4 protein-coding genes are annotated in these 3,950 nt (G+C 65.1%); 1 reads left to right on the forward strand and 3 read right to left on the reverse strand.

The genetic code is table 11. From position 1 onward, the window contains the following. Positions 1-100: 100 nt before the first annotated feature. Positions 101-487 (reverse strand): DUF4280 domain-containing protein, encoded by a 387-nt coding sequence (locus QM612_RS08530; protein WP_415253473.1) that lies wholly within the window; start codon positions 485-487, stop codon positions 101-103. A 20-nt stretch (positions 488-507) separates the two neighbouring features. Beyond that, positions 508-1,062: an OmpA family protein gene (locus QM612_RS08535; RefSeq protein WP_415253474.1), complete on the reverse strand. Its 555-nt coding sequence runs from the start codon at positions 1,060-1,062 to the stop codon at positions 508-510. Between the two features lie 214 nt (positions 1,063-1,276). Here QM612_RS08535 and QM612_RS08540 point away from each other — a divergent pair, with 214 nt between their 5' ends. After that, a complete protein-coding gene (locus QM612_RS08540; RefSeq protein ID WP_415253475.1) occupies positions 1,277-2,584 on the forward strand; it encodes a sensor histidine kinase in 1,308 nt (435 codons plus the stop codon). A gap of 35 nt (positions 2,585-2,619) precedes the next feature. On the opposite strand, the gene QM612_RS08545 is transcribed toward QM612_RS08540, so the two are convergent. After that, a partial coding sequence (locus QM612_RS08545; RefSeq protein WP_415253476.1) for an MBG domain-containing protein occupies positions 2,620-3,950 on the reverse strand: 1,331 nt, incomplete at its 5' end.

A 3,950-nucleotide genomic window follows, 5' to 3' on the forward strand; every position in this document is an offset into this window, starting at 1 on the left:
AAGTCATTGAAAAAGCTGGATCCCGGCTTTCGCCGGGATGACGTTTCGGGAGTTGTTCAGAGCTTCCTTAATTTGCATTTTTTCCGACACGATTACGACGTCAGGGAATCATCTCGGTCATCTGCCCGGGATTGGTCACACTGATTACGCCACCCCACGCGCACTGACAGGTGCAGGTGTTGTCCAGCGCCGGCATCATGCCCAGCAACACGGTCGTCGCGCCCGGCTTCCATGGCGTGGTGACCGGGATGCAAGGCTGCGGTGTCAACACGCCGCTGGCTGCAGAGGTTGCCGCCGCAACCTGCGGATTGCTGGGCGTCGTACACATGCCGAACGGCATGATGTTCTTCATGGACACGAAATCCATGATGTTCGCCGCTGGCTGATTGCCGGACATCACCTTGTTCTCGGGCGTTACGACGAAAGTGGACGGTGCAACCCCGAAGGGGCACATCAAGGTTGCACCGTTGACGACCTGAACAGGCATATCGAATCAACCTGACCCGATCAACCGCCCGTAGCCTGAATCTCGACGCGGCGGTTCTCGGCGGCTTCCGGATCGTCCGCGTTCAGCAGGCTGCTTTCGCCCTTGCCGACCGCGCGCAGGCGCGATGCCGCCACGCCGTTGTCGATCAAGTAGCGCCGCACGGCGGCAGCACGGCGGTCGGACAGCGCCTTGTTGTAAGCCGCCGAGCCCTTGCCGTCGGTGTGGCCCACCACGGTGAACTTGCGGTTCTCAAGCTGCGGTGAGGCCAGCGCCTTGGCCAGCGTGGCCATGGTCTGCTCCGAACTGCCGGAAATGCGGTCGGAATTGAAGTCGAAATTGATCTGCATGTTGATCGACGCCGGCTTGGCCGCAGGCGGCGGTGCAGGCGCAGTGGTGGACATCGAAGCCGCACCGGGGCGCAACGCACGGGTCTGGCCCTGTGCCTGCTCCGTGGTGTCCGCCTTCAGGCTGTCGATGATCGAATCCACCGACGGTGCGCTCTGTTCCTGCGCGAACGCAGTGCCGCTGCCGGCCAGCAGTGCGATTGCCAGCGCACGACGGAAAACCTTGCTCATGTTCATCGTCAAAATCCTCGCAATGATGCGGCCACAAGGCCGGAATACGGTTGATGCACAGGCGTACCCGCCTGATCCACGCAGGCAGTCTGCGCCGCGATCTTTCCGATTTCGATACGCCGTTCGGCCTAGTCCGGCAGCCGCATGGCGCTAGCGCCGATGGGATATCGCGGCCCTGATCGGCAAGGCCTAACGTGGCCGCATTGGGGGGCACATGGACGCGATGCAGCAGTGGGCGCTGGCATCGGGCATCGCCGTCGGCGGCGGGCTGCTGGGTGCCGCTGTTTCGCGCCTGCTGCTGCAACACAGGTTGAAACGCGATGTGCAGGCGATAGCCAGCGCCATCGAACACGATGCGCCCCTGCCGGATGATCCTGCAGCCATGTTGTCGCCTTTGCAGCACGCCATCGAAAGGCGCATGCAGGCAGGGCGGGACAGCATCGATCAGGCGCAGGCACGGGAACGCACGCAATCCGCCGAGTTGCTGCAACTCATGCAGCAGGCCGATGGCGCGGCGCGTGCCAAGGAGCGTTTTTTGTCGGCGATCAGCCACGACCTGCGCCAGCCCCTGCAAACCATCGAACTGGCGATGGCGCGGTTGCCCCGGAGCGCGGATGCCACCGCTGCGCTGGATGGCCTGCAGACCGGCGTGCTTGCGATGACCCGCATCCTCGACGGGCTGCTGTTGCTGTCACGGCTGGATGCCGACCCGATTGCGGCCACGCCGGTTGCATGCGATCTGCAGGCACTGCTGGCCGACGTGCAGGCGGCGCACGCAACGCGGGCAGCGCAGGCGGGCGTCATGCTGGCAATCCGCGCCGGCAAGCTGGCCGTGCATGCGGATCCGGCCCTGCTCGCCGATCTGCTGGGCAGATTGGTCGAAAACGCCATCGCCGCTACACCAGATGGTGGCCGCGTCATGCTTGCCGCGCGCGCGCGCGCTGGCCGCATCCGCATCGAGGTGCGCGACAACGGCATCGGCATCGCACCGATACACCAACCGCGCGTGTTCGATGCGTTCTTCCAGGTCGGCAATCCGGAACGCGACCAGCGCAAGGGGCTGGGGCTGGGGCTGACCATTGCATCACGGCTCGCCACCACACTCGGTACGCGGGTTGAACTGTGTTCACGCCTGCACGGCGGCAGCCGCTTCTGGATCGACCTGCCGCGCGCACTGCCCGGTCGCCAGCCCGCGCAGGCGCTGCTGCTGTCCACCACGCCCACGCAAACCACCGAAATCACCGCGATCCTGCAAGGCTGGGGCTATCAGGTGGACACCACGGGCACTGCCGGCAATGCACATGTGCTGCTGTACTGGGTCGATGCCGATAGTGACGCAGGCTGGAACGCCTTCGCCCAGCACTGCGCCTGCCACCCGCAGGCCGTGCGCATCGCGATTGCGGATACAGCGAATGCCGCACTGCTGGAACAGGCGCACCGGCATGGCGCATCGCTTCTGCTGATGCCGGTCGCACCTGCAAAACTACGGGCGCTGCTGGCGCAGCGCCCGTCATCGGCGTAACAAGGCACTGCACCGCCGAAACGGCGCAGGTTCCGTCAGAAGTCGCCGCAGCTGTTGCGGCGCTCGCTGTCGAAGCAGTTGGTCAGGTTGGGGCGCGAACGCACCTTCGACCATTCGCTGGAAAGCGCATCACCCGTGGATGCCAGCTGCTGGTCGTCGATGGTGGCATTCACCGCGCAGACCGGTGCGCCGCCGATGTTGCGGTCATAGACGTAGGTGTTCACCGCCTCGCGCGCGAACTCCATCGGCGTGATGCCCATCGACGACTGCGTCGGCAAGACCTGCAACGCGATGGCATTGCCGGGTGCCTGCGCGAACACGTAGTTCATGGCACTGCTGCCGCCGGTGATGGGGTACAGGCCCACCGGTGAATCCGGCCCGGCGGTGGTGAACCACACCGGGCCACTGCCGAACACGCTTGCCACCGTGTCGCCATTGCGGAAACCGTCGATGGAACCTGTCAGCAAAGGATTAGGGTCGCCGAAGTAGCGCACCACGAAATCCGCAGTGAACAACAGCGTGGCCGGCGTGATGCTCAAGGTGCCGGGTACATAGACCAGGTTGTAGCCCGCCGCAGAGGTCAGCCCGCCATTGATCGCATAGCTGCCCACATTGCTTCCGATGGTGGCGGCGCTGGTCAGCGCGCCGGATGCCACGGCGGCGGCGCTGTCACCCAGAATCGCGCCGCTCGTGGTGTAGCCGAATGCCGGATTGTCCAGCCCGTATTCGCGACTGGCGTTTGCAATATTGATGGTGGCCGTCGGCTGTTGCACGTAGATGAAATGGTTGTCCGTGCCCGGCACGGTCACGCCGCAGGCACCCAGCCACATGCAGTTGTAGAGATTGGGCAGGTCGCCATTGCCGGCCAGGCCACCGCGCGTTTCGCCTTCCCAGGTGCTGGCCCAGACCCGCCAGTTGCCACTGGCCACCAGACTGGCGTTGCCAGTGTTCTGCAAACGGCCAGCCGTCACCAGATCGATGTTGGCGGCAGTCACGCCGGCATTCAATGTCATGTCGCCCTGCATGTTGCGGATGAAGGCATCGCCGCCCGCCGTCACGCCTGTGGCATTGATGCCGGCCATCTGGCCCGTGGCGGCATCAAAGCCCATGCCGGACACGCTGCCGATCGCCAGGGTGTCGGCATCGAGGAACTCGAAGTCCCCGCCCGCCGAACCGGCCAGCGTGGTATTCGCAACGTTGTTGGTGGCACTCGCCAGCAGCACGTCGCCATCGGCGCGCGCCAGCAGGCTGTGCGCGGTGATCGCAGCCGACGCGGCCTGCGTGATCGAGCCACCACTGGACAGCACCAGCGTGCCGCCGCTGCCGACATCCAGCCCGGCCTGCAGGTCGATGCCGGCCGAGCCGC

This window comes from Thermomonas sp. (genome assembly GCF_047606765.1).
GTDB lineage: Bacteria > Pseudomonadota > Gammaproteobacteria > Xanthomonadales > Xanthomonadaceae > Thermomonas.

Bases quoted from the DNA above. Each gene is read 5' to 3' on its own strand.
- QM612_RS08530 (WP_415253473.1), bottom strand. From the start codon at position 487: ATGCCTGTTCAGGTCGTCAACGGTGCAACCTTGATGTGCCCCTTCGGG.
- QM612_RS08540 (WP_415253475.1), top strand. From the start codon at position 1,277: ATGGACGCGATGCAGCAGTGGGCGCTGGCATCGGGCATCGCCGTCGGC.
- QM612_RS08535 (WP_415253474.1), bottom strand. From the start codon at position 1,062: ATGAGCAAGGTTTTCCGTCGTGCGCTGGCAATCGCACTGCTGGCCGGC.